The sequence below is a fragment of the Agromyces sp. NPDC060279 genome (assembly GCF_042726785.1).
GTDB lineage: Bacteria > Actinomycetota > Actinomycetes > Actinomycetales > Microbacteriaceae > Agromyces.
This window is the reverse complement of sequence record NZ_JBHXBK010000001.1, coordinates 1,507,918-1,530,814: the sequence shown is the minus strand read 5'-3', so window position 1 is coordinate 1,530,814 and position 22,897 is coordinate 1,507,918. Positions and strand designations below refer to the sequence as shown.

Here is a 22,897-nt window from a genome sequence, read left to right as displayed (position 1 = left end):
GGGTACGCTGCACTCCATGACCGACGGGCCCGGCGAGGCATCCGCGCGCGGCGCGGGCGAGGCGGCGTTCGGCGATGCGGCGTTCACCGAGGCGCGCGCCGCCGTCGCCGCCGCCACCGCGCGTCTCGCGGAGGCCGGAGCGCGCCGGGAGGTGCTCGCCGCCTACGAGCCGCCGCGCCGGCGGCTCGGACTGCCGCGGGCGGCCAGGATGCGGCGGCTCGGCGAGGTCTGGCGACTCGGCTCCCTGCTGCTCGACGACGACGGGCGGCTGTACGCGGTCGGCCGGGTCGTGCGCGCCGAGGCTCCGGCCCGGCGCTCCGTCACCGCGAACGCGGTCGCCGAGCAGCGCGCCTACCGGGCCGCGGCCGTGAAGGGCGGCATCCCCGCCGGCGAGACGGTGGACTTCGACGCCGTGCCGATCCCGCTCGACGGGGGCGTCGGGGCGCTGCCGCCCGGCGGACCGGTGGCGCTCCGCGACGACCGGGTGATGGTGCGCTGGAACCCGAGCGATCCCGGCGCCTGGACGCCGCTCGCCGGCTACCTCGCCGAGCGCGCCGAGCTGCTCGCGCAGCCCGCGCCCGGGGCGTGACCCCGGCCGAGCCGCCGAGCCCCGGGACGTGTCGCGCGACTCAGCCGAGCGTGACCTGCACCGGCACCGGGTTCTGGAACAGGTCGAGCACCGGGCAGTGGGCGTCGACCGCGGCCTGCAGCTCGGCGTAGCGCTCCTTCGACTCGGGACCGCTCAGGCGCACGTCGAGGCGCACCGCCGAGAACCCGGCGCGGCCGGACTCGTCGATGCCGAAGAGCTTGCGCACGTCGAGGTCCCCCTCCGCGTTGATCTCGACGTCGTCGAGCACGATGCCGAGCGCCTGCGCGTACAGCCGGTACACGACGACCTGGCACGAGATCAGGGCACCGAGCGCGTACTCGACCGGGCTCGCGGCGGCGTCGTCGCCGGCGAGGGCGGCCGGCTCGTCGACGGTGAAGCGGTGCTTCCCGGCGATGATGCGGGTGGCGACGGAGCCCGTGCCGCGACCGGAGACGCGGTAGGTGAGCTCGGCGTTCGCGGGCGCGGCGGCGATGCGCTCGTGCCAGGCGGCGCCGGCATCGGTGAGGCGGGCGGCGCGGTCGGCCGCCTCCGCGGCCGGGTCGGCCGACGATGCGGGGGCGGCGGTGGGGTCGTCGATGAGCGTCATGGCGGGAGCGTACGGGTGGGACGGATGCCGCGGCGAGCCCCGCCGTCATCCGCCGTCGCGGTGCGTCACACGGCGTCGCACAGCTGATTCGCGTCGGCCTCCAGCGCTCCCGCTCCCGCTCCCGGCTCCCGCTCCCGTCTCGACTTGCCCGACTTTCATGGAAGTTGGGCAAGTCGGGATGCTCAACGGGTTGCCCGACTTTCATGAAAGTTGGGCAACCCGGGGAGTGGGTGAAGTGGGCCGGTTCGCGGCCGCCGTCGGCACTTGCTAGGGTGACGGACCATGTCCTGCATGTGCTCGCAGATGATCATTCGGCCCCGCACCGCCTGAGGCGGAGCGACCGGATCCCTCTCCCGCTCCGCCGCCAGCCGAGTCCTCGGCCGCGGCGCGCTTCGGCGTCCCCGGCGTTCATTCGTCAGCGGAGCATCCATGCCTTCATTCGATTCACCCTCGTCCCGCGCGCACGGGCGCGCCCAGTCGCACGGCGGCCGCGCGCAGCCGCACAGGCCCAGCCAGCCGGATGGCGGGCGCCATGAGCTCGGACAGAACTTCCTCGTCGACCGCCGCATCGTCGCCGAGATCGTCGAGCTCGCCCGGACGAGCCGCCACCCCATCGTCGAGCTCGGCCCGGGCGGTGGGGCGCTCACCCGCCCGCTCGCGGAGCTCGGCCGACCGCTCACCGCCGTCGAGCTCGACCGTTCCCGGGTCGCACGCCTGCGACGCGAGCTCGGACCGCACGTCGAGGTCGTGCACGCCGACCTGCTGCGCTGGGCGCTGCCGAGGCATCCGCATCTCGTCGTGGCCAACCTGCCCTTCCACGTGACGACCGCCGCGCTGCGGCACCTGCTCGACTCGCCCGGCTGGGAGCGGGCGGTGCTGCTCACCCAGTGGGAAGTGGCGCGCCGGCGCTGCGGCGTCGGCGGGGCGAGCATGCTGACCGTGCAGTGGGCGCCGTGGTACCGCTTCCGGCTGCGGCGGCGGGTGCCGGCGTCGGCGTTCCGTCCGGTCCCCTCGGTGGACGGCGGGCTGTTCACGATCGAGCGGCGCGAGCGACCGCTCGTCGAGCTGCGCGAGCGGCGGGGGTACCAGCGCTTCGTGGGGGAGGCGTTCCAGGGGCGCGGGGCCGGGTTCGCCCAGCGGCTCGCGTCGGCGACGGCGGCGACGGGGGGAACCGGGATGACGCCGAGCGCGGCGAACGCGTGGCTGCGCCGCCGGGGCATCCCGGCTTCGACGCCGCCGGGCCGCCTCGCGCCGGACGACTGGGCCGCCCTGTGGGACGCCTCCCGCGGTCGCGGCTGAGCGGGCCCCGCCCCCCGCTCTCGGCCCCCGCTCCCGCTCCCGCTCCCGTCTCGACTTGCCCGACTTTCATGAAAGTCAGGCAAGTCGGGATGGGGCGGTCAGCGCGGGGCGCCGGCGTCGCGTTCGGCGCCGCCGCCCTGCTCCTGCTCCTGCACCGCCTCGATGATGGAGGCCTGCAGGCCGCGCTGGCCGGTGTGCAGCTCCTGGTAGCTCTCGCCCGCACCGGCGATCGGCCCGAAGGCGTGCCGCAGCCGGGAGCGGGCACCGCGCGGGGCCCGGATCCAGCGCACGACCACCCCGACGGCGATGACCGCGCCGAAGCCGATCCCCGCGACCGTGCCGATGAGCGACGGATCCACGATCAGAAGCCGAACGTCGTGATGCCGGGAACCGGAGCGGCGCGCAGGGCTTCGAGCACCCGCAGCTCGTGCGGCACGACCGGGGTCGGCAGCCCGTCGAGCGGGAACCAGTCGAGCCCCGCGGCCTTGCCCTGCTCCATCAGCCGGGGCGTACCCGTCCACTCGCGGGCCTGGAAGAAGACGTCGAAGCGCTGCTCGATCGGCCGCCCCGAGCCGTCGGTGCGGTGCATCAGCGTGACGAACTCGAGTGCGCCGGGCACCAGCTCGACCCCGAGCTCCTCGCGGGCCTCGCGGGCCGCGCCGGCCGGCAGCGACTCGCCGGCCTCGATGTGCCCCGCCGCGCCGAACGCCCAGTGCTCGTCGTAGTAGCCGGTGCCCCGCCGCAGCTGCAGCAGCACCTCGTCGCCGCGGCGCAGAAGCACGTACGCGGCGGGCACGACGGTGAAGCGGCCGTGCGTGGCGGCGTAGGCGTCGGAGTACTCCTCGGTCACACCACCAGTCTCACACGGGCCGGCCCTCAGGAGCCGGCGTGCGGGCGTTCAGTACCCGACGACCGGGCCGAACGCCTCGGCGAGCGGGGCGCGGTTCACGCCGCGGAGCTCGTCGACGGAGACGGTGAAGGCGTCCTGCACCTCGAGCGCGTTCGAGGCGGCGTCGGTCACGCCGATGCGGCGCACCGGGTAGCCGCGTCCCTCGCAGAGCCCGCGGAACTTCACGTCGTCCTCTCGCGGCACCGTGACGATGACCCGACCGGTCGACTCGCTGAACAGGGCGGTCGCGAGGTCGATGCCCGCGTCTTCGACGACCTCGCCGAGGAACACCCGGGCGCCGACGCCGAAGCGCGACACGCCCTCGGCGAGGGCGACCGCGAGGCCGCCGTCGCTGAGGTCGTGCGCCGAGTCGATGAGTCCCTCGAGCGCCGCGGCGCTCAGCAGCTCGCCGAGGGTCTTCTCGCGCCCGAGGTCGACCGCCGGCGGGCGACCGCCGAGGTGGTCGTGCACCGTGCCGGCCCATGCCGAGCCGTCGAGCTCGAGCGCCGTGTCGCCGAGCAGGTAGATGTTGTGGCCGTCGTCCTGCCAGCCGCTCGGCACGCGGCGGGCGACGTCGTCGATCACGCCGAGCACCGCGATGACCGGGGTCGGGTGGATGGGCACGTCACCGGTCTGGTTGTAGAACGAGACGTTGCCGCCGGTGACGGGGATGCCGAGCTCGAGGCAGCCGTCGGAGAGGCCCTCGACGGTCTGCGAGAACTGCCACATGACCTCGGGGTTCTCGGGGGATCCGAAGTTCAGGCAGTCGCTGACGCCCATCGGCGTGGCACCGGTGACGGCGACGTTGCGGTACGCCTCGGCGAGGGCGAGCTTCGCGCCCTGCTTCGGGTCGAGCTGCGAGTAGCGGCCGTTCGCGTCGGTCGCGACCGAGACGCCGAGGCCCGACTCCTCGTCGACGCGGATCATGCCGGCGTCGTCGGGCGCACCGAGCGCGGTGTTGCCGAGCACGTAGGAGTCGTACTGGCTCGTGACCCACGCGGCATCCGCCTGGTTCGCCGAGCCGACGAGCTGCAGGAACTGCTCGCGGATCTCGTCGGGCGTGGCCGGACGGTCGAGCTTGGCGGCCGTGTCGGCCTGCAGCGCGTCGATCCACGTGGGGTAGGCGACCGGGCGCTCGTAGACCGGGCCGTCGACGGCGACGGTGCGCGGGTCGACGTTGACGATCTCCTCGCCGCGCCACGTGATCGAGAGTCGGCCGGTGTCGGTGACCTCGCCGAGCACGCTCGTCTCGACATCCCACTTCTGCACGACCTCGAGGAAGCCGGCGAGCTTCTCGGGGCGCACGATGGCCATCATGCGCTCCTGGCTCTCGCTCATAAGGATCTCCTCGGGCGTGAGCGTGGGGTCGCGCAGCAGCACCTCGTCGAGCACGATCGACATGCCGCCGTCGCCATTCGAGGCGAGTTCGCTCGTCGCGCAGGAGATGCCGGCGGCGCCGAGGTCCTGGATGCCCTCGACGAGGTCGGCGGCGAAGAGCTCGAGGCAGCACTCGATGAGCACCTTCTCGGCGAAGGGGTCGCCGACCTGCACCGCGGGGCGCTTGGTCGGGCCCCCTTCGGCGAAGGTGTCGGAGGCGAGGATGGAGGCGCCGCCGATGCCGTCGCCGCCCGTGCGGGCGCCGAACAGCACGACCTTGTTGCCCGCGCCCTTCGCGTTGGCGAGGTGCAGGTCCTCGTGACGCAGCACGCCGACCGCGAGCGCGTTGACGAGCGGGTTGGCCTGGTAGGTCGGGTCGAACCAGGTCTCGCCGCCGATGTTCGGCAGGCCGAGGCAGTTGCCGTAGAAGCTGATGCCCGAGACGACGCCGTGCACGACGCGGGCCGTGTCGGGGTGGTCGATGGCGCCGAAGCGCAGCGCGTCCATGACCGCGACGGGGCGGGCGCCCATGGAGATGATGTCGCGCACGATGCCGCCGACGCCCGTCGCGGCGCCCTGGAACGGCTCGATGTACGAGGGGTGGTTGTGCGACTCGATCTTGAAGGTGACGGCCCAGCCCTCGCCGATGTCGAGCACGCCCGCGTTCTCGCCCATGCCCACCATGAGGTGCTGCTTCATCTCGGGCGTGACCTTCTTGCCGAACTGGCGCAGGTAGATCTTCGAGGACTTGTAGGAGCAGTGCTCGCTCCACATCACGGAGTACATCGCGAGCTCGGCGCTCGTCGGACGGCGGCCGAGGATGTTGCGGATGCGCTCGTACTCGTCGGGCTTCAGGCCGAGGGCCGCGTAGGGCTGCTCCTTCTCGGGCGTGGATGCCGCGACGTCGACGGTGTCGAGCACGGGAGCAGGGGTGGTGGCCGGCTGAGTCACAGGGGAGTCTCCAGGGCTGAGCGACGGATGCCGCGGACGGAAGCCTGACCGGATCAGTCTACCGGCGGCGCGCGGCCCCGCCCGCCCGCCCGCGCCGCCCACCTACCCCCCCCCGCCGCCCGCCTACCCGCCTGCGCCACCTGCCCCCTCCCTCCCTGCCGCCCGCCTACCCGCCTGCGCCACCTGCCCCCTCCCTCCCTGCCGGAGGTCGTGCGGTCACTATTTGCGGGTCTCGCCGTCAGCGGACCCGCAAATACTGACTTCACGGCGAGGGGGACGGGGACGGAGGGGAGCTGGGAGGGGGACGGGGATGCAGGGGAGGGGGGTCAAGCCTCGCGGGCGAAGGCGGCGGCGCGCGCGACCTGCTCGGGCGTGAGCGCGACGCCGGTGTAGCGCTCGAACTGGCGCGCGGCCTGCAGGGCGTGCACCTCCGCCCCCGAGATCACGAGCTTGCCGGCGTCGCGGCCGGCGCGGATGAGGGGCGTCTCGGCCGGGAACGCGACGACGTCGAAGACCACCGTCGCCGCGGCGAGGTGCTCCGGGGAGAAGGCGAGCGTCTCGGCATCCGGCCCGGCCATCCCGAGCGGGGTGACGTTCACGAGGACGTCCGCGGCGCCCGGCGCCGGGTCCTCGGCGAGCCAGTCGTAGCCGTACCGCTCGGCGAGCGCCGGACCGAGCTCGGCGTTCCTGGCGAGCACCGTCAGCCGGGCGAAGCCCGCGTCGCGGAACGCGGCGACCACGGCCTTCGCCATGCCGCCGGAGCCGCGCACCAGCACCCGCGCCTCCGGGTCGAGCCCGTTCGCGCGGATCAGCTCGGCGATCGCCTCGTAGTCGGTGTTGGCGGCGACGAGCCGGCCCGCGTCGTTCACGATCGTGTTCACCGACTCGATCGCGCGGGCCGAGGGCTCGAGCTCGTCGACCAGGGGGATGACCGCCTCCTTGAACGGCATCGAGACGCTCGCCCCGCGGATGCCGAGGGCGCGGATGCCCCGGACGGCGCCCTCGATGTCCTCGGTCGAGAACGCCTTGTACACGAAGTTCAGCCCGAGCTCGTCGTAGAGGAAGTTGTGGAATCGCGTGCCCAGGTTCGACGGCCGCGCCGAGAGCGAGATGCACAGGGTCATGTCCTTGTTGAGGATGGGCATGTTCCCAGTGTGCACCCGCGCGCGCCGGTACACTGGACGCGGTCGTCGGTTCCCGGCGGCCCTGGGCGCGCACATCGGCGCGCAGTCCTCGTCGCGGCGCACGCGCGGAGCCCCGCCCCGGTGCCGACGAGCGACACGCTCCCTCTTGGGTATCCGCAATGACCACGTCTTCGTCGGCGCGCGCCACCCCGGCGCCGCCGTTCCCCTGGCTCGGGCTCCTCACCCTGGCCACCGCCGTCTTCCTGTCCATCACGATCGAGATGATCCCGACCGGGCTCCTGCCCGACATGAGCCGCGAGCTCGGCGTCGGCGAGCCCGCGATCGGCGTGCTCGTCACCGTGTTCGCCGGCACCGTCGTGATCGCCGCCGTGCCGCTCTCGGCGCTCACCCGCCGCGTGCCGCGCCGCACGCTCATCGTGATCACCCTCGGCATCCTGGCCCTGAGCTGCGTGCTCACCGCGCTCGCACCGAACTACCCGACCGTCGTCGCGACCCGCGTGCTCGGCGGTGCGGCGCACGCCGTGTTCTGGTCGGTCGTCGGCGCCTACGCCGGTCACCTCGTGCCGAAGGAGCAGCTCGCCCGGGCCGTCTCCATCAGCGTCGCCGGCGGCTCGCTGGCCTTCGTGCTGGGCGTGCCGCTCAGCACCGCGCTCGGCCAGGCGTTCGGCTGGCGGCTCGCCTTCGCCGTCGTGGGCGGCGCCGCGCTCGTCGGCGCGCTGCTCGTGCTGCGCTTCCTGCCGCCGGTCGCGCACCACGCCGCTCGCGCCGACGCCGAGCCGCTCAGCCTGCGCCGCGACCCCACCTTCGTGCCGGTGCTCGTGGTCTGCCTCATCACGATGGTGACGATGGTCGGCGCCTACACCTTCTACACCTTCGTGGCGCCGTTCATCACCGAGGTGATGGGCCTGCCCGCGAGCGCCATCAGCCCGATGCTGCTCGCCTACGGCATCGCCGGGGCGGTCGGCCTCCTGCTCGCCGGCACGGTGCTCGGCCGGCGGCCGACCGTCGGCCTCGTCGTCGCGCTCGTCGCGACGGGCGTCGGCGTCGCGGGTCTCGCCGCCTTCGCGCAGTCGCCGGTCGTCGGGATCGCGTCGTTCCTGCTCTGGGGCACGGCGTTCGGGGCCCTGCCGCCGATGCTGAACACCCGGCTGCTGCACTCGGCGTCCGCGCGCATCCGCGACGCGGCGGCGTCGTTCTACACGACCGCGTTCAACCTCGGCATCGGCGGCGGCGCGCTGCTCGGCTCGGTGCTCTACGGCGCGATCGGGCTCGCAGGGCTGCCGTGGGTGTTCGTGGCGCTGCTCGTCTGCTCGACGGCCGCCCTCGTCTGGACGGCGCTCGTCAACCGACTGCGCCGGTAGCGGCGGCCGCGCCGCTCACACGGGCGCGCGGGGGCCGCGCCGCTCAGCTCTGCCAGCCCCCGGGCGGGCCGAGCACGAGCAGGCCGCCGAAGATCGCGGCGATCGCGACGACCGCGACCGAGACGAGCAGCACGGGGCGGGCGAGGAACCAGCGCAGCACCCGGTTCCACCACGCGCCGTCGGCCGGATGATCGGTGGCCTCGCGCCGCCACTCGCCCTCGAGGCGTCCGCTGCGCACGAGGTGCAGCTCGAACGGGATCGTCGCGTACGGCACGATCGCGGTGAGCACGGCGAACGCGATGCGGCCGACGCTCCAGCGCTGGTTGACGCCCACGAGGATCGAGCTCGCGGCGTAGGCGAGGAAGACGAAGCCGTGGATCGAGCCGCCGACGAGCACGGCCCAGTCCACGCCGGCGGCGTACTTCAGGATCATGGCGACGATGAGGATCGTCCAGGTGACGGCCTCGGCGAGGGCGAGGCCGCGGAAGAGCCGCTTGGGGCTGAGCGTGGTCATAGGCGGGGGACTCCAGCGATCGGGATGCTTCCATCGTCGCCGATCGGGCGCGCCGAGGCATCCGTCGAAGGTTGGAAAGCGGCGCCGTTCTGGCGCACGCCCGCGGCGGGCTAGCCTGTCACGGTGAACGAGTCCGAAACCCGTGCCCTCGTCGAGTCGCGTCTCGCGCTCATCCCCGACTTCCCGGAGCCGGGCGTGCTGTTCCGCGACCTCACGCCGGTCTTCGCCGACGGGGAGGCGTTCCACGCGCTCGCCGAGGCGCTGACGGCGCCGTTCGCCGGGCGCTTCGACGTGCTCGCCGGGGTCGAGGCCCGGGGCTTCCTGCTCGCGGCGGCCGCCTCGGTGGCGGCGGGCGTCGGCGTGCTGCCGATCCGCAAGGCGGGCAAGCTGCCGCGTGCGGTGCTCCGCGAGGAGTACTCGCTCGAGTACGGCACGGCCGCCCTCGAGGTGCACGAGGGCGAGCTGGCGCCGGGCACGCGCGTGCTGATCGTCGACGACGTGCTCGCGACGGGTGGCACGGTCGCGGCTGCCGCGCGCCTCGTCGAGCGGGCCGGATGGCACGTGGCTGGCGTCTCGGTCGCGATCGAGCTCGCCGAGCTGCGCGGCCGCGACGCCCTGCCGGCCGGACTCGAGGCATACAGCCTGCTCAGCTACTGAGCGCGGCCGCGCGCTACTTCAGCAGATCGGGGTCGATCTGGATGCCCGTGATCGTGTTGATCGCGAGCACCAGGATCAGTGCGTTGAAGAAGAAGCTGAGCGAGGTGTGCCAGATCACGGTCCAGCGCATGCGGGTCGTCGTGACCTGCACGTCGGACACTGAGAAGTTCGTCGCGTTCGTGAAGGCGAAGTAGACGAAGTCGATGAGCTCCGGTTCGGGGGTCTTCGGGAACTCGAGGGGGCGGATGCCGGCCGTCCGGTGGTAGCGCGAGTAGTAGATCCGCGCCCAGCCCCAGTGGAACAGCCCCCAGGCCACGAGCATCGCCCAGACCGCGAAGAGCTCGATGAATCCGCTCCACTCGGGGTCGTTCCGCAGCACGATGAGCTGGATCGCGGCCACGATGCCGACCGTGCTCGACGAGAACGTGAGCAGGCTCGCGGCGATGCGCATGGCGGGGTGGGCGAGGAAGCGACGTGTGCCGTCCCGTCCCGTCATGCCCGGCATCCGGACCGCGAGGTTCAGCGCAAGGATGGTGACCACGAGGTAGAAGGTGCCGACGAGGCACCAGCCGACGAGGTCCTCGATGTCGTCGCCGACGATGAAGGCGACGCCGAGCCAGACGAGCGGGAGCTGGATCGCGAGCCCGAGCGACTCCGCGACCATCGCCCACACGTCGGCGCGATGCGTGGCTGCGCTCGTCGACACGATGGGCTCCTTCCCCGGGCGAGCGGCGGGCCGCCGCGGCATCCCGCCGTCTGCTCGTAGCCTGCCGCAGCGCGGGCGCGAGCGCCAGCATCGGGAGCGACGGATGCCTCGGGGCGGCCCCTCGCCCGCGGCACCGTCGACGTCGTCAACCCCCTCGCCGCCCGGTGCCCGCGCACGTAGCCTCGCCCGCATGAGCGAGCTTCCCGATTTCTCCGACCTCCGCGCGCTGTACGTGAACTGCACGCTGAAGCGCAGCCCCGAGCGCAGCAACACGCAGGGGCTCATGGACGCGAGCATCGCGCTCATGCGCGAGCACGGCGTGCACGTCGATCTCCTGCGCTTCGTCGACCTGGATATCGCGACGGGCGTCTACCCGGACATGCGGGAGCACGGCTGGGCCACGGACGTCTGGCCGGACGAGGTGTGGCCGCTCGTCGAGGCGGCCGACATCCTCGTGATCGGCGGACCCATCTGGCTCGGCGACAACTCCTCGGTGACGAAGCGGCTGATCGAGCGGCTGTACGCGATGAGCGGCGAGCGCAACGATCGCGGCCAGTACGTGTACTACGGCAAGGTCGGCGGGGCGATCATCACCGGCAACGAGGACGGCATCAAGCACTGCGCCATGGACGTGCTGTTCAGCCTGCAGCACATCGGCTTCGCCATCCCGCCCGGCGCCGACGCGGGCTGGGTCGGTGAGGCGGGGCCGGGGCCGAGCTACCTCGACCCGGGATCCGGCGGCCTCGAGAACGACTTCACCAACCGGAACACGACGTTTCTCACGTCCAACCTGCTGCACCTCGCGCGCCTGCTGAAGGACGCGGGGGGCTTCCCGCTCGGCGGCAACTCGATCGCCGAGTGGGAGGAGGGGCAGCACTCCGGCTTCGAGCCGAACCCGTACGGGGCGAACCCCGAGTACCGCTGAGCGGCGCGCCCCCCGCCCCTGCCCCTGCCCCGCCCCTGCCTCCTCACGCCTCATCCCTCACCCCCACCCTCGAGGGGGTCGAATTGCGACACGGGCACGGCTTGAGCGTGTCGCTTCGGTCGGAAAACGACCCCGTCGGGAGAACCGACCGCTCCCGCACGCGCGTGCCGCGCGCACCACGGGGCGAGCACTCCTGCGGCCGATCGCCGGCTGACGCGTAGCGCGCGCTACGATCGCGGGCCGCTCGACCGAGGCTGGCGCTTCGGCATCGCCCGGTGCGGAGCGGAAGCGCGGTTATCGCAAGGATGTAGTAGCTTGCATGCATCAGCATGGCGTGCTACATTCGCGACATCCGCAGGCGCCGGTGGCTGGGGAATCTCTTCGAGTGGATCACTGCCGCGGCGCCCGACCGCACCAGGAGATCTCATGCGAAGAAGACTCGGTTCCCCCCTGCTCGTCGGCGCCGTCGCCGTCGGGCTGACCCTCACCGCGTGCGCATCGGGCGCGTCCGACGAGGCGGCCCCCGACCTCGAGGCGCGCCTCGTGGTCGCCGAACCGGCGCAGCCGCCGAACCTCGATCCGATGGTCTCCACCGCGACGGCGACGTCCTCCGTCGCGGTCAACGTCTTCGAGACGCTGCTCACGACCGACGAGAACCTCGAGATCCAGCCGATGCTCGCGGAGCGCTTCGAGGTGAGCGACGACGGGGCGAGCTACACCTTCCACCTTCGGGACGGGGTGAAGTTTCACGACGGAACCTCGCTGGACTCGGCCGACGTCGTCGCCTCGATGGAGCGCTGGAGCCGGCTCTCCGGCCCCGGCCAGAGCTACTTCACCGGCGCGAGCTGGACCGCCGTCGACGAGCTCACCGTGCGCCTCGACCTCGAGACGCCGAGCTTCGGCGTGCCCCTCGCGCTGTCCGGGAGCCGTGAGCAGTTCGCCGCGGTGATGCCCTCGGAGGTGATCGAGGCCGCGAGCGACGAGCCGGTCACGGACATCATCGGCACGGGGCCCTTCGTCTTCGTCGACTGGGTCTCGGACCAGCGCCTGACCCTCGACCGCTTCGACGACTACCAGCCGGCTGAGGGCGCCCGGAGCGGTCGTGCCGGGGACCGCACCGCCGAGGTGGCGGGCATCGACATCAAGTTCGTCCCCGACGCATCCACCCGCATCCTGGGACTGCAGACCGGGGAGTACGACGTCGTCTCGGAGGTGCCGTACGACAGTGCGACGCAGGTGCTCGACGATGACTCGCTGCGCGCCGGGTCGTACCCCGTCACGCTGCTGAACCTCTACTACAACAAGGCGCAGGGCCTCTTCGCGGACGTCGAGGCGCGTCGCGCCGTCGACACGGCGCTCGACCGCGAGCCGATCATGACCGCGGCGGTCGCCGATCCGCAGTTCTTCACCATCACCCCCTCTGTCATGCTCGAGGAGCAGCGGGGGCAGTGGGACTCGGACGCCGGCGCCGATCGCTTCAACCTCGCCGACCCCGCGAAGGCGAAGGAACTGCTCGCCGAGGCCGGCTACACGGGCGGCCCGCTGCGCATGATCACCACGCGCGACTACGTCGAGGCCTACAACTCCGCGATCGTCGTGATCGAACAGCTGAAGGCGATCGGCATGGACGTCAGCCTCGAGACCTACGACTGGCCGACCTTCACGGAGGTCCGCGACGACCCGAGCGCGTGGGACCTCGCGATCATCCCGAACACGGCGAAGGCCGACCCCGGCTCGCTCGTGTTCACCCGCAAGGACTTCGCCGGCTCCACGAACAGCCCCGAGCTGGACGCCATCCTCGCCGAGTACCGGGCCTCCGCGACCTTGGAGGAGGCGCAGAGCCACTACGACGAGTTCCAGGGATGGTTCTACGACTACCTGCCCGTCTCCAAGCTCGGCGACGCCGACACCATCTTCGCCACGACGGACCGCGTCGAGGTGACGACCACCGACGACGGCATCGTCTGGTGGTCGACGAGCGTCAGCGAGTGACCCAGGTGGCGGGGCCGGCCAGGCCCCGCCACCCCGACCGTCGAACCGAGGAGCGCCGTGCTCACCTACGTCCTCAAACGAGTCCTGAGTCTCATCCCCGTCCTGCTCGTGGTCTCGATCGTCATCTTCTCGATCGTGCATCTCACGCCGGGCAATCCCGCCCGAGCCATCCTCGGGCCCGAGGCGAGCGCCGAAGCCGTCGCCGCGCTCAGCCGCCAGATGGGGCTCGAGGATCCGCTGATCATCCAGTACCTGCGCTGGCTCGGCGACGCGCTCCGCGGCGACCTCGGCGACTCCGTGTTCCTCCGGGAACCGGTCTCGACCGCGATCGCCTCGCACGCGGTCCCCACCATCCAGCTCTCGGTGCTCGCGCTGACCGTGACCCTCGTGATCTCCATCCCGCTCGGCACGCTCGCGGCACGGTACCGCGACTCCGTGCTCGACGGGGTCACGACCTCGGTCACGCTCATCGGCATGGCCGTGCCGAGCTTCATCCTCGGGCTCCTGCTCGTCCTGACGCTCAGCGTCGGGCTCCGGCTGTTCCCGGTCGCCGGCTACCAGAACCCCTTCGAGCAGCCCGAGGGCCTGCGCTATCTGATCCTGCCCGCGATCTCGCTGGGCGCCGTGCTCGCCGCGTTCGTCACGAGGACGACGCGCGCCGCCGTGCTCGACGTGCTCTCCGCCGACTACATCGACGCCGCCCGCTCGCGCGGAGTCGGCGAGGGGCGCCTGCTCTTCCGGCACACCCTGCGCAACGCCGGGCTTCCCATCCTCACGGTCGTGGGGCTGACCTTCGGCGGCCTCGTCACCGGCGCGGTCGTCACCGAGACGATCTTCAACATCCCGGGCATCGGCTCCCTGCTCGTGAACTCGATCGAGCGACGCGACTACCCGGTCATCCAGGGAGTCGTGCTCTTCGCGACGCTCATGTACCTGGGCGTCAACCTCGTGGTCGACCTCCTCTACGGACTGGTCGATCCCCGCATCCGACTGGCCACGAGCCGATAGGGGACCCCGTGTCGAACCCACACCGCTGGCCGACCACCGACGCCGTGGCCGCACCGAACACCGAGGCGATCGCCGCGCTTCCGCCCGAGGAGCGGCTCTGGCACCGCGTGCGACGGAACGGGGCCCTCCTCGCCGGGGGTGCGCTCTTCATGCTGATCCTCGTCTGGGCCGTGGTCGTGCCCGCGTTCCTCGAGCTGCAGCCCTACGCCGTCGATCCGATGCGGAGGCTCGAAGGGCCGAGCGCGGAGCATCTCCTCGGCACCGACGGGGTGGGCCGCGACCTCTACTCCCGAATCGTCGTCGGGGCGCGGACCTCGTTGATCGTGGGGACGAGCGTGGCTCTCCTGAGCGCGGTGATCGGCACGATGATCGGGCTCCTCGCGAGCGCGTTCAAGGTGCTGGACCACATCCTCATGCGGGTCTGCGACGGACTCATGGCCATCCCCGCGGTGCTCCTGGCGGTCGCGCTCGCCGCGGCGCTCGGGCCGACGGTGCCCAACCTGATCCTCGCCCTCACCATCGTCTTCACCCCGACCGTCGCCCGTCTCGTGCGCTCGCGCGCGCTGGGTGTGATGACGGAGACCTTCGTCGAAGCCAGCCGGGCGCAGGGTGCGCGCACGCCGCACCTGATCGCCCGGCACGTGCTGCCCAACGTGCTCTCGGTGCTCGCCGTGCAGACGACGTTCATCTTCGCCGACTCGATCATCACCGAGGCGGCGCTGAGCTTCCTCGGCGCCGGCGTCCCCACGCCGGAGCCCAGCTGGGGCAACATCCTCTACGACGGCAAGAGCGTCATCCTGCAGTCGCCGCTGATGACGATCGCCGCGAGCGCGACGCTCATCGTGACCGTGCTCGCCCTGAACCTGCTCGGCGACGGACTCCGGGACCTCGTCGATCCCCGCGCCTCGCGCGACGGACGGCGCGGCGTGCTCTCGCGCCTGCTCGGCGGACGGCGCCCCACCCTCTCGCACCGGAAGGATGCATCGCGATGAACGGACCGGCGACCATCGAGGACCTGAGGATCCGGATCGAGACGGACGGCGGCGACGTCGTCGCGGTCGACGGGGTCTCGCTCGAGCTCCGCGAGCGCGAGATCCTCGCCATCGTCGGCGAGTCCGGATCGGGCAAGACGCTCACCGCCCGCGCGCTGCTCGGCCTGCTCCCGCGCGCCGCCACGGCGTCGGGCGCCGTGCTGCTCGGCGGGCAGGACATGCTCACCGCGTCGCCCGTGCAGCTCCGGCAGGCCCGGGGGCAGGATGCCGCGATGGTCTTCCAGGAGCCGTCGACGGCGCTCAACCCGGTCTTCACCATCGGCTGGCAGCTCGAGGAGGGGCTGCGGGCGCACGGCGTCGCGGATGCCTCGGAGCGGCGTCGCCGTGCCCTCGAGATGCTCGAGGCGGTCGGCATCCCGGAACCGGAACGCCGCTACGGGGACTACCCGCATCAGTTCTCGGGAGGCCAGAAGCAGCGCATCGTCATCGCCATGGCGCTCGCCCTCCGTCCGGCCGTGATCATCGCCGACGAGCCGACCACGGCGCTCGACGTGACCGTGCAGGCCGAGATCCTCGACCTGCTGCGCCGCTGCCGTGACGAACTCGGCGTCTCCATCGTCCTGATCACGCACAATATGGGCGTCGTCGCCGACCTCGCCGACCGCGTCGCGGTCATGTACCGGGGGCGGATCGTCGAGACCGCGCCGGTCGAGCAGCTCTTCGCGAGCCCCGAGGCCGACTACACGAGGCGACTGCTCGCTGCGGTCCCTCGACTGACGAGCGGCGGACGCCCGGATGCCGAGGGGGCCGACGCCCGCCTCGCCGAACCCAACGAGCCCCCGGTGCTCGAGGCGGCGGGGCTGGAGATCCGCTATCCGGGCGGGTTCCGCAAGCCGGGGTTCACCGCGATCGGCGGCGTCGACTTCGCGATCGAGCGGGGCGAGATCCTCGGGCTCGTCGGCGAGTCGGGCTCCGGCAAGAGCACGATCGGCAAGGCGATCGCGGGGCTCGTGCCGGTCTCCGGGGGCCGGCTGCGCGTCTTCGGCACGGATCTGGCCAGCGCCCCCGCTCGGGAGCTGCGTGAGCTGCGCCGCAGGATCGGCTTCGTCTTCCAGGACCCGGCCTCGTCGTTCAACCCCTTCATGACGGTGGCCGACTGCATCGCCGAACCGATCCGGATCCACCGGACCATCAGCGCTCGGCCGGCGATCGCGGCGCGTGTTCGCGAGCTGCTCGACGCGGTCGAGCTGCCCGCGGCGTTCGCCCGACGCTCGCCGACCGAGCTCTCGGGCGGACAGCGTCAGCGAGTCGGGATCGCGAGGGCGCTCGCGCTGGACCCCGACTTCCTCATCGCCGACGAGCCGACCTCCGCGCTCGACGTCTCCGTGCAGGCGCGGGTGCTGGAGCTGTTCCACCGCCTGCACGAGTCGCTCGGCTTCGCTGCGCTGTTCATCACGCACGACCTCGCGGTCGTCGAGCAGGTCGCCGACCGCGTGGGGGTGCTGCGCCGAGGGGAGCTGGTCGAGCTCGCGGCCGCGCCGGAGCTCCTCGCGCGTCCCCGGCACCCCTACACCCGGCAGCTGATCTCGGCCGTCCCGGTGCCGGATCCCGTCGAGCAGCGCGCGCGACGGGCCGCGCTCGCGGCGAGCGGCGACCGGATCGCCGAGGAAGCCGGGTGACGATCCGCTACGGTGAATCAATCTCGAAGTGGGAGGAATCCGTGTCAGCATCCGCCGAGGATCCGACGCTCGGACAGCGGCTCGCGGCGTCCCCCGCCCGTGCGGGTTCGGCGGAACGACGCATCCTGGACCACATCGCGGCCAGGCCGGGCGAGGTGCTCTTCGCCTCGGCGAGCGAGATCGGCCACGCCACGGGCACGAGCGACGCGAGCGTCATCCGCACGGTGCAGCGGCTCGGGTACCCGGGGCTGAAGGACTTCAAGTCCGCGCTGCGGGCCTCGCTCGACCAGGGCACGATCTCCGCGGCGATGCGCGAGAACGATGGAGCTGCGGGGCGGACGAGCGAGCCCCGCCGACGGGTCGCGACGCCCGACGTGTACGCCGAGCTCCGCGAGCTCATCCTCACCGGCGGCATCTCCACCGACCGCTACGTGACCGAGGTCGAGCTCGCGGCGCGCTTCGGCGTGAGCCGGACCCCCGTTCGCGAGGCGCTGCGCATCCTCGAGCAGAAGGGCCTCATCGTCCGGGATCACCGCGGCGTCCGAGCACCGGTGCAGACCCGAGCCGAGATGAACGAGCTCTACGACGCGCACATCCTGCTCAACTCCGCGCTCGTCCGCCGGGCGTGCGAGCGGCGCACGACCGCCGACATCGAGACGATGCGCACGCTCAACCGGGTCATGCGCGAGCTGCCGCTCGAACGCGCCGGGTCGCAGGAGGCGGCGGCGGCGAACCGGCGCTTCCATGAGGCGAGCTGGGACGCCGCCCGTGACCGCACGCTCGGCGTGCTGGTGCGCCAGCTGAACGATCAACTCGACCAATGGTCGGGGACCACGCTCGACGAGCCGGGACGCTGGCCGCAGTCGCTCGACGAGCACGATGCGATCATCGATGCGATCGAGCAGCGGGACGCCGAGCGGGCCGAGGCGATCGTCACCGCTCACCTCGAGGCCGCTCGGCGCATCCGTCAGGCCCGGTATCCGGCCTAGGCTGCGGCTCCCCCGTAGAGGTTCCAGGGCAGGCGCTTGAAGCTGCGCTCGTTCGGCAGGCCGTCGGCGAGCAGGTAGTCGCCGGTGGTGAGGTCCACCATGGCCGCCGCGACGGTCTGCCACTGCTTGTCCGCGGGGAGGCTGGCGTCGGGGAGGGCGCACACCGAGTTCGGGGCGAAGTCGACGTTCTGGAGCGCGCGGCCGATCGCCGCGCGGGTGCCCTCCGTGTCCGCAGCGCCGCGGGCGGCGCGCAGCCCCTGCGTCACGAGCGGCACCCGGTAGAGCGAGTCGACCGCCATCGGGGTGTAGGGCCCCGCCTGACCCGTCGGCACGTAGGCCTCGTGGTGGTTGCCGTGCACGAGCAGGCCGTCGCTCGGGTAGATCCAGGCGGTGCGCTCCGCCGGGGTCGTCTCGAGGGAGATGGCGAACCCCTCCCGGGTCGCGAGCAGGTAGTTGGCGCCGATCTGCTGGGGCGCCTGAAACACCCGCTCCATCGCGTCGTGCAGGGTTCGGCTCTGCAGCACCTTGCGGCGCACGAACGGCTGCGGGACGCCGAAGCCCTGGAAGCCGTAGCGGCCGCCGAGCCCGTTCACCTGCATCGCGATGCCCGCCGAGTTCGCGCCGTGGCGACCGACCTGGCCGGCCTCGATCTGCATGATGATGTCCGGGGTGTCGTCGTCGCTGCGGATGCGTAGCATGATGAGGGAGTCGACGGCCCCGCACAGGTAGTCCCAGTTCTGGCCGGCGTACATGTGCCCGTCGCCGGCGGCCTCCGGAAGCACGGCGTACGTCGTGCACTCGCCGGCGACGAGTTCCGAGAAGGAGCGGTCGTAGATGATCTCACCGCGCGCGTTGATCGCCATGAGCTCCAGGAACTCCCGGCCGGCGCCCTCCGCGATGCCACGGAGCTCCTCGACCAGGTCGGCGGCGTAGGCCTCGGCCGGAGCCACCCAGGACTCTGCGGACGCCACGATCTGCTCCCACGCGACCCCCGACGACGACTGGAATGCGCGCCGGTAGAACTCGATCGAGGCCTCGATCTGAGCCGATGCGAGCTCGCCGTACTGCCTGCCCCGCTCGCGGGGTCCTCCGCTGATGTCGATCGTGGGGATCGAGAACTCCTGCTCCGTCATCGGTGCGCTCCTCCTTGAGTGTCTGCTACGTGTAGTATACATATGCGTGCGGAGTAGTGCGCGGACGCAGATGGCACGGAGCGCGGTGCCGTCCACGACGAGCGCCGAGGCGGTGAGCCTCTTCATCTGGAACTCGTCTCGGCGGCCGCTCCGGCGGGGCTGGACGATGAACGCGGATGCCCGCAGAGGCGGATCGCTCAGTCGACCCCGAAGGTGCGCTGCACGAGCATCTGCACGTCGCGGTCGATCCCGTCGATGCGATGGTTGACCGCGTCGAAGCGTGCGTCGACCGCCTCGAAGCGCGCCCGCATCTCTTCGCGCACGCCCCCGAGCTCGGCACGGAGGGTGCCGATTTCGCCGTGGAGTTCGCTGCGGAGGCTGCCGATCTCGCCGTGGAGTTCGCTGCGGAGGGTGCTGATCTCGCCGTGCAGTTCGCTGCGGAGGCTGCCGATTTCGCCCCCGAGCTCGGCACGGAGGCTGCCGATCTCGCCCCCGAGCTCGCCGCGCACGCCCCCGAGCTCGCCGCGCACGCCGCCGATCTCGGCACGGAGGCCGCCGATCTCGGCGCGCAGCACGCGGACGAAGCCGACCGACACGATCGTGAGCATGCCGAACATCAGGGTCGTGAACACCCCCAGCATGGTCCACACCTGCGCCTCGGTCATCTGCACCCCTTCATCGTCGCCGTTCCAGGGCCAGGCTTCCAGTGCCGGGCGCGCAGAAGTGGCGCGACTGCGAAGTGGTGGAGCCGGGGGCGTGGGGCGCGACTGGGGAGGAGGGAGCGTCAGGCCGCGGCGAGGGTGCGCTGGATGACGCTCGTGAAGAAGCGCAGCCCGTCGACGCCGGAGCGCATCGCGGCGGCCGTGTCGGGGCCGAAGCCGGGCTCGACCGCGTGCTCGGGGTGCGGCATGAGGCCGACCACGTTGCCGCGCGCGTTCGTGATGCCGGCGATGTCGCGGAGCGAGCCGTTCGGGTTCACGTCGACGTAGCGGAACGCCACGCGACCCTCGCCCTCGAGTCGGTCGAGCGTCTCGTCGTCGGCGATGAAGCCGCCCTCGCCGTTCTTTAGCGGGATGGTGATCTGCTCGCCGGCCTCGAACTCGGAGGTCCAGTCGGTCGAGGTGCTCTCGACCCGGAGCACCTGGTCGCGGCAGATGAAGGAGCCGTGGTCGTTGCGGATCAGGCCGCCCTCGAGCAGGTGCGCCTCGGCCAGCATCTGGAAGCCGTTGCAGATGCCGAGCACGGGCATGCCGCGGTTCGCGGCATCCACGACCTCCGTCATGATCGGTGAGAGCGAGGCGATCGCGCCGCAGCGCAGGTAGTCGCCGTAGCTGAAGCCGCCGGGCAGGATGAGGGCGTCGACGCCCTCGAGGCCGTGCGAGCCGTGCCAGAGCACGACGGGCTCGGCTCCCGCGAGGCGGACCGCGCGCTGCGCGTCGCGGTCGTCGAGCGAGCCGGGGAAGGTGATGACGCCGACGCGCACGGGCTCAGGCCTCGGTCGTCTCGTCGGCGGCGAGCTCGGCGTCGCCGAAGTCGATGGCCACGACGTCCTCGATGACCGAGTTCGAGAGGATCTCCTCGGCGATGGTGCGGATCTCGGCGCGCACCGCCTCGTCGACCGGGCCGTCGACCGTGATCTCGAATCGCTTGCCCTGGCGGACTCCGGTGACGAGCGAGTGACCCGTGCGGTTCAGGGCGCCGGCGACGGCCTTTCCCTGCGGGTCGAGCAGCTCGGGCTTCGGCATCACGTCGACGACGATGGTGGGCACCTGGGACTCCGTCCGGTGTCGAGGGTGGGGATGCCTCGATTCTAGCCGGTGCCACGGCACGCCGGCGTCCGAGGCGGGCCGGCTTGCGGCGCGGTCATTCCGGGCGTACTATTCCGGGCGGAATAGACCGTCAGGCGAGCTCACGCCTGAGCGCATCGAGAGGGGGACCGGATGCCGCAGCTCACGCCGCTCGGCGTCACCGCCCTCGCGGTGCTCGCCGAAGGCGACATGCATCCCTACGAGATGTACCAGCTCATGCTGGCGCGCAAGGAGGACCGCGTCGTGCGGCTCTCGCCCGGATCGCTCTACCGCGCGGTCGAGCGCTTCGCCGCCGACGGGCTCATCGCCGAGGTCGGCGTCGAGCGCGAGGGCAACCGGCCCGAGCGCACGGTGTACTCGATCACGCCCGCCGGGCGCGCGGCGCTCCGCGAGTCGATCGCCGAGATGCTCGGCCGCCACGTGAACGAGTTCCCCGAGTTCCCGGTCGCGATCGGCGAGGCGCACAACCTGCCGGCCGGTGAGGTCGTGCGGCTCCTCGGTGAGCGGGTGGCCAGCATCCGCGAGACCATCGGCTTCATCGACGCCTCCCTCGCGGGCATCGCCGCGCGCGGCGTCGCGACCGCGCACGTGCTGAACGTGCACTACACGCGGGCCATGCTCGTCGCCGAGGCGGACTGGCTCGACTCCACGATCTCCCAGCTCGGGACGGGCGCACTCGCCTGGCCCGGGCCATCCAACTGACTCCGAAAGGTTCCGCGATGGAACGCAAGCCCTGGCCCGCACTCTGGGCCCTCGTCATCGGCTTCTTCATGATCCTCGTCGACTCGACGATCGTCTCGATCGCGAACCCGGCGATCCTCACCGACCTCGACACCGACTTCACCGCCGTGCTCTGGGTGACGAGCGCCTACCTGCTCGCCTACGCGGTGCCGCTGCTCATCACCGGCCGCCTCGGCGACCGCTTCGGCCCGAAGCGGATCTACCTCGTCGGCCTCGTGATCTTCACCCTCGCCTCGCTCTGGTGCGGCTTCGCGGGCGACATCACGATGCTCATCGTCGCGCGCGCCGTGCAGGGGCTCGGCGCCGCGCTGATGACGCCGCAGACGATGGCCGTCATCACCCGCATCTTCCCGCCGAACCAGCGCGGCGCGGCGATGGGCCTCTGGGGCGCGGTCGCGGGCATCGCGACCCTCGTCGGCCCGATCCTCGGCGGCGTGCTCGTCGACACCCTCGGCTGGGAGTGGATCTTCTTCGTCAACGTGCCCGTCGGCATCGTCGCCTTCGCGATGGCGGTCTGGCTCGTGCCGAACCTCGAGACGCACCCGCACCGCTTCGATTGGCTCGGCGTCGTGCTGAGCGGGATCGGCATGTTCCTCGTCGTGTTCGGCATCCAGGAGGGCGAGAGCTACGACTGGGGCACCATCGTCGGGCCGATCAGCGTGTGGGGCCTCATCGTCACGGGCGTCGTGGTGCTCGCCGGCTTCCTCGTCTGGCAGCGGTTCAACCGCGCCGAGCCGCTACTGCCGCTCGGCCTGTTCCGCGACCGCAACTTCGCCCTGTCGAACGTCGCGATCTCGCTCGTCGGCCTCGCGATCACCTCGATGCCGTTGCCGCTCGCGTTCTACTTCCAGATCGCCCGCGGGCTCGACCCGACCCAGGCGGCGCTCATGCTCGCGCCGATGGCGGTCGCCTCGGGCATCATGGCGCCGATCATCGGCAAGCTCACCGACCGGGTCGACCCGAAGTGGGTCGCGCTCGCCGGCTTCTCGACGGTCGCGGTCGCCCTCGGCTGGATGGCGCTCTGGCTCTCGCCCGACGCCGAGCTCTGGACGCTGCTGTTCCCGGTCGCGCTGCTCGGCCTCGGCCTGTCGGGCATCTGGGCGCCGCTCGCCTCCTCGGCGACCCGCAACCTGCCGCCGCAGCAGGCCGGTGCCGGCTCCGGCGTCTACAACATGACCCGCCAGGTGGGTTCGGTGCTCGGCAGCGCGGCGATCACGGCGCTGCTGAACGCCCGGCTCGCGGCCGAGCTGCCCGGATTCACGGGTGGCTTCGGCGGCGAGGCAGGCGCCGGCTCCGGCTCGGGCGGGCTGCCGCCCCAGCTCGCCGAGGGCTTCGCGACGGCGATGAGCCAGTCGCTCTGGCTGCCGGTCATCGGCTTCGGGCTCGGCGCGATCGTGGTGCTGTTCTTCGCGAAGCCGAAGGTCACCGTGGCCTGGGGCGGTCAGCGGCCGGCGGGTGCCTCGGGCAGCGCGGATGCCGCGGGCGACGCGCCCGCCGAGGCATCCGCGTCCCGCTCGGAGTAGCGCGCCGGGCCG

General features: G+C 72.1%; 23 protein-coding genes. 12 read left to right on the top strand and 11 right to left on the bottom strand.

The genetic code is table 11. The features are described 5' to 3' along the window. Positions 1–16: 16 nt before the first annotated feature. Positions 17–589: a hypothetical protein gene (locus ACFWE1_RS07210; RefSeq protein WP_376932785.1), complete on the top strand. Its 573-nt coding sequence runs from the start codon at positions 17–19 to the stop codon at positions 587–589. Positions 590–629: 40 nt separating this feature from the next. On the opposite strand, the gene ACFWE1_RS07205 is transcribed toward ACFWE1_RS07210, so the two are convergent. Beyond that, positions 630–1,196, bottom strand: a complete 567-nt coding sequence (locus ACFWE1_RS07205; RefSeq protein ID WP_376932784.1) for an OsmC family protein — start codon at positions 1,194–1,196, stop codon at positions 630–632. Between the two features lie 429 nt (positions 1,197–1,625). On the opposite strand from ACFWE1_RS07205, the gene erm reads away from it, so the two are divergent. Continuing rightward, entirely contained in the window at positions 1,626–2,495 is an 870-nt protein-coding gene (erm, locus tag ACFWE1_RS07200) for a 23S ribosomal RNA methyltransferase Erm (RefSeq protein WP_376932783.1), read from the top strand. A 98-nt stretch (positions 2,496–2,593) separates the two neighbouring features. Here the strand turns inward: erm and ACFWE1_RS07195 are convergent, their stop codons facing one another. The 4 genes from ACFWE1_RS07195 to ACFWE1_RS07180 all read right to left on the bottom strand — a co-directional run bounded on the left by ACFWE1_RS07195 (position 2,594) and on the right by ACFWE1_RS07180 (position 6,857). Further along, entirely contained in the window at positions 2,594–2,854 is a 261-nt protein-coding gene (locus tag ACFWE1_RS07195) for a hypothetical protein (RefSeq protein ID WP_376932782.1), read from the bottom strand. Between the two features lie 2 nt (positions 2,855–2,856). Continuing rightward, the gene (locus ACFWE1_RS07190) at positions 2,857–3,345 is read right to left on the bottom strand and encodes an NUDIX domain-containing protein (RefSeq protein WP_376932781.1); all 489 of its coding nucleotides are present in this window, start codon (positions 3,343–3,345) and stop codon (positions 2,857–2,859) included. Positions 3,346–3,393: 48 nt separating this feature from the next. After that, positions 3,394–5,712, bottom strand: coding sequence for a phosphoribosylformylglycinamidine synthase subunit PurL (gene purL, locus ACFWE1_RS07185; RefSeq protein ID WP_376932780.1), 2,319 nt, complete (start codon positions 5,710–5,712; stop codon positions 3,394–3,396). 326 nt (positions 5,713–6,038) lie between these two features. Beyond that, the gene (locus ACFWE1_RS07180; RefSeq protein WP_376932779.1) at positions 6,039–6,857 is read right to left on the bottom strand and encodes a shikimate 5-dehydrogenase; all 819 of its coding nucleotides are present in this window, start codon (positions 6,855–6,857) and stop codon (positions 6,039–6,041) included. A gap of 158 nt (positions 6,858–7,015) precedes the next feature. Between ACFWE1_RS07180 and ACFWE1_RS07175 the strand changes: the two genes are divergently transcribed. Then, positions 7,016–8,218, top strand: coding sequence for an MFS transporter (locus ACFWE1_RS07175; RefSeq protein ID WP_376932778.1), 1,203 nt, complete (start codon positions 7,016–7,018; stop codon positions 8,216–8,218). A gap of 43 nt (positions 8,219–8,261) precedes the next feature. Here the strand turns inward: ACFWE1_RS07175 and ACFWE1_RS07170 are convergent, their stop codons facing one another. Further along, positions 8,262–8,732 carry a DUF3817 domain-containing protein gene (locus ACFWE1_RS07170; RefSeq protein WP_376932777.1) on the bottom strand — a complete coding sequence of 157 codons (471 nt, stop codon included), beginning with the start codon at positions 8,730–8,732 and terminating at the stop codon, positions 8,262–8,264. A gap of 123 nt (positions 8,733–8,855) precedes the next feature. On the opposite strand from ACFWE1_RS07170, the gene ACFWE1_RS07165 reads away from it, so the two are divergent. Further along, complete coding sequence (locus ACFWE1_RS07165) at positions 8,856–9,389, top strand: adenine phosphoribosyltransferase (protein WP_376932776.1); 534 nt, start codon at positions 8,856–8,858, stop codon at positions 9,387–9,389. 13 nt (positions 9,390–9,402) lie between these two features. Here ACFWE1_RS07165 and ACFWE1_RS07160 read toward each other — a convergent pair whose 3' ends face one another. Continuing rightward, complete coding sequence (locus ACFWE1_RS07160; protein ID WP_376932775.1) at positions 9,403–10,095, bottom strand: DUF1345 domain-containing protein; 693 nt, start codon at positions 10,093–10,095, stop codon at positions 9,403–9,405. Between the two features lie 190 nt (positions 10,096–10,285). Here ACFWE1_RS07160 and ACFWE1_RS07155 point away from each other — a divergent pair, with 190 nt between their 5' ends. From ACFWE1_RS07155 to ACFWE1_RS07130, 6 genes are all read left to right on the top strand, one after another. Continuing rightward, positions 10,286–11,020, top strand: coding sequence for a flavodoxin family protein (locus ACFWE1_RS07155; RefSeq protein WP_376932774.1), 735 nt, complete (start codon positions 10,286–10,288; stop codon positions 11,018–11,020). A 426-nt stretch (positions 11,021–11,446) separates the two neighbouring features. Next, positions 11,447–13,012 carry an ABC transporter substrate-binding protein gene (locus tag ACFWE1_RS07150; RefSeq protein ID WP_376932773.1) on the top strand — a complete coding sequence of 522 codons (1,566 nt, stop codon included), beginning with the start codon at positions 11,447–11,449 and terminating at the stop codon, positions 13,010–13,012. A 57-nt stretch (positions 13,013–13,069) separates the two neighbouring features. Further along, entirely contained in the window at positions 13,070–14,020 is a 951-nt protein-coding gene (locus ACFWE1_RS07145) for an ABC transporter permease (RefSeq protein WP_376932772.1), read from the top strand. Between the two features lie 8 nt (positions 14,021–14,028). After that, on the top strand, positions 14,029–15,012 hold the full coding sequence (locus ACFWE1_RS07140) for an ABC transporter permease (protein ID WP_376932771.1): 984 nt from the start codon (positions 14,029–14,031) through the stop codon (positions 15,010–15,012). Further along, positions 15,009–16,691 carry a dipeptide ABC transporter ATP-binding protein gene (locus tag ACFWE1_RS07135; RefSeq protein WP_376932770.1) on the top strand — a complete coding sequence of 561 codons (1,683 nt, stop codon included), beginning with the start codon at positions 15,009–15,011 and terminating at the stop codon, positions 16,689–16,691. The genes ACFWE1_RS07140 and ACFWE1_RS07135 overlap by 4 nt, the downstream gene beginning before the upstream one ends. After that, a complete protein-coding gene (locus ACFWE1_RS07130; protein WP_376932769.1) occupies positions 16,688–17,680 on the top strand; it encodes an FCD domain-containing protein in 993 nt (330 codons plus the stop codon). The genes ACFWE1_RS07135 and ACFWE1_RS07130 overlap by 4 nt, the downstream gene beginning before the upstream one ends. Here ACFWE1_RS07130 and ACFWE1_RS07125 read toward each other — a convergent pair. The 4 genes from ACFWE1_RS07125 to purS form a co-directional block, all read right to left on the bottom strand. Then, positions 17,677–18,813 (bottom strand): C45 family autoproteolytic acyltransferase/hydolase, encoded by a 1,137-nt coding sequence (locus tag ACFWE1_RS07125; RefSeq protein ID WP_376932768.1) that lies wholly within the window; start codon positions 18,811–18,813, stop codon positions 17,677–17,679. The two genes, ACFWE1_RS07130 and ACFWE1_RS07125, sit on opposite strands and share 4 nt — an antisense overlap. Before the next feature lie 197 nt (positions 18,814–19,010). Continuing rightward, entirely contained in the window at positions 19,011–19,478 is a 468-nt protein-coding gene (locus ACFWE1_RS07120) for a hypothetical protein (RefSeq protein WP_376932767.1), read from the bottom strand. A 119-nt stretch (positions 19,479–19,597) separates the two neighbouring features. Then, complete coding sequence (gene purQ, locus ACFWE1_RS07115) at positions 19,598–20,296, bottom strand: phosphoribosylformylglycinamidine synthase subunit PurQ (RefSeq protein ID WP_376932766.1); 699 nt, start codon at positions 20,294–20,296, stop codon at positions 19,598–19,600. A gap of 4 nt (positions 20,297–20,300) precedes the next feature. Further along, a complete protein-coding gene (gene purS / locus ACFWE1_RS07110) occupies positions 20,301–20,582 on the bottom strand; it encodes a phosphoribosylformylglycinamidine synthase subunit PurS (protein WP_243570298.1) in 282 nt (93 codons plus the stop codon). A 171-nt stretch (positions 20,583–20,753) separates the two neighbouring features. Here purS and ACFWE1_RS07105 point away from each other — a divergent pair, with 171 nt between their 5' ends. After that, positions 20,754–21,323: a PadR family transcriptional regulator gene (locus tag ACFWE1_RS07105; RefSeq protein WP_376932765.1), complete on the top strand. Its 570-nt coding sequence runs from the start codon at positions 20,754–20,756 to the stop codon at positions 21,321–21,323. Positions 21,324–21,340: 17 nt separating this feature from the next. Continuing rightward, the gene (locus ACFWE1_RS07100; RefSeq protein ID WP_376932764.1) at positions 21,341–22,885 is read left to right on the top strand and encodes a DHA2 family efflux MFS transporter permease subunit; all 1,545 of its coding nucleotides are present in this window, start codon (positions 21,341–21,343) and stop codon (positions 22,883–22,885) included. Positions 22,886–22,897: the final 12 nt, after the last annotated feature.